Raw genomic sequence first — 1,098 nt, 5'->3', positions numbered from 1 at the left:
CTTAAATCGTTTAGTTTTTAAAAACAACAATCTTTACGAAAAGAGCCAATTTCTATTACCAAATTCTCCATTTGCAGTGATTCAGCATTGGTGTACGTTACGTTATATCAATTTCTTTTCCTGCCTGATTGCAGTCATGTTGCTGAAATTATCCTAAATGAACCAAATCGCCGCTGCTGCAATGACAACTTCATATCAAGCAGGATCCCGCAGAAAGTAGGAGCGAGTATTCCGCCAATTCTGCCGATGCCCAATGCCCAACCGACTCCTGTAGAACGGATTTCATTCGGATAATACTGGGATACATATGCATTCGTTACGATTTGTGTACCTGTTGTCGTACCTCCTGCAATGGCAATCAGTATATAAAGCATAATCATGCTTGGCTTGAAACTCAGCATCGTGAGGGTAATGAATCCAATGACCAAAAAAGTTACCAGAATCCTCTTGGAACCATATCTGTCTGCAAGCTTCCCTTCAACAATTGCTCAAAAAACTGCTCCAAGGTTTAATACGACTAAAAATGTCAGGCTTGAACCTAATTCATATCCTGCTCCTCCCATGATTTTTGGAAGCCATGTACTCAAGCCATACATTACGAATAAACACATGAAAAAGGCAATCCAGAACATGAGGGTACTTAAAGTCCTCCCTTTTTAGATGCCCGCCTAGATTCACTTGATTCAGGACATTCACCAATTTGCTTTTTGTCATTAAATAATTTATCGACTCTGGCAACAATTTATATAATATGGGCATGAAGATTAATGGGAGTGCTCCGAGCCAAACCACTGCCCGCCAACCAAAGTTCGGAATTAGATACATCGCTCCCATTGATGCGGCAACTCCCCCTAGAGCGTGCCCGCTGAACATGATCGCGACCAGGGTACTTCTAAGTTTTTTAGGAGCATATTCAGTAATGATTGCAATTAGGTTTGGCATGACTCCTCCCAAGCCTAGTCCTGCAATGAAACGTTGTAATCCAAAAGAAATTGGCTCAATCGCAAAACCTGATGTAAATGTAAATACGGAAAAAATGACCGTACAAATCAAAATGACTTTCTTACTGCCGAATTTATCAGCCAGCGGTCCAAAGAC

General features: G+C 41.1%; 2 protein-coding genes. Both read right to left on the bottom strand.

Annotation, left to right across the window (positions count from 1 at the left end):
- Positions 1–134: 134 nt before the first annotated feature.
- Entirely contained in the window at positions 135–428 is a 294-nt protein-coding gene (locus ACFVSH_RS26925; RefSeq protein WP_387598406.1) for an MFS transporter, read from the bottom strand.
- Between the two features lie 115 nt (positions 429–543).
- Positions 544–1,098: MFS transporter (locus tag ACFVSH_RS26920; RefSeq protein ID WP_387708894.1), on the bottom strand; the 555-nt coding region annotated here is incomplete at its 5' end.

The sequence above is a fragment of the Peribacillus sp. NPDC058002 genome (genome assembly GCF_042886655.1).
Taxonomy (GTDB): Bacteria; Bacillota; Bacilli; order Bacillales; family DSM-1321; genus Peribacillus; species Peribacillus aracenensis.
Note: the sequence above shows the minus strand (reverse complement) of the source record. Positions and strands in the feature narration are given on the sequence as shown.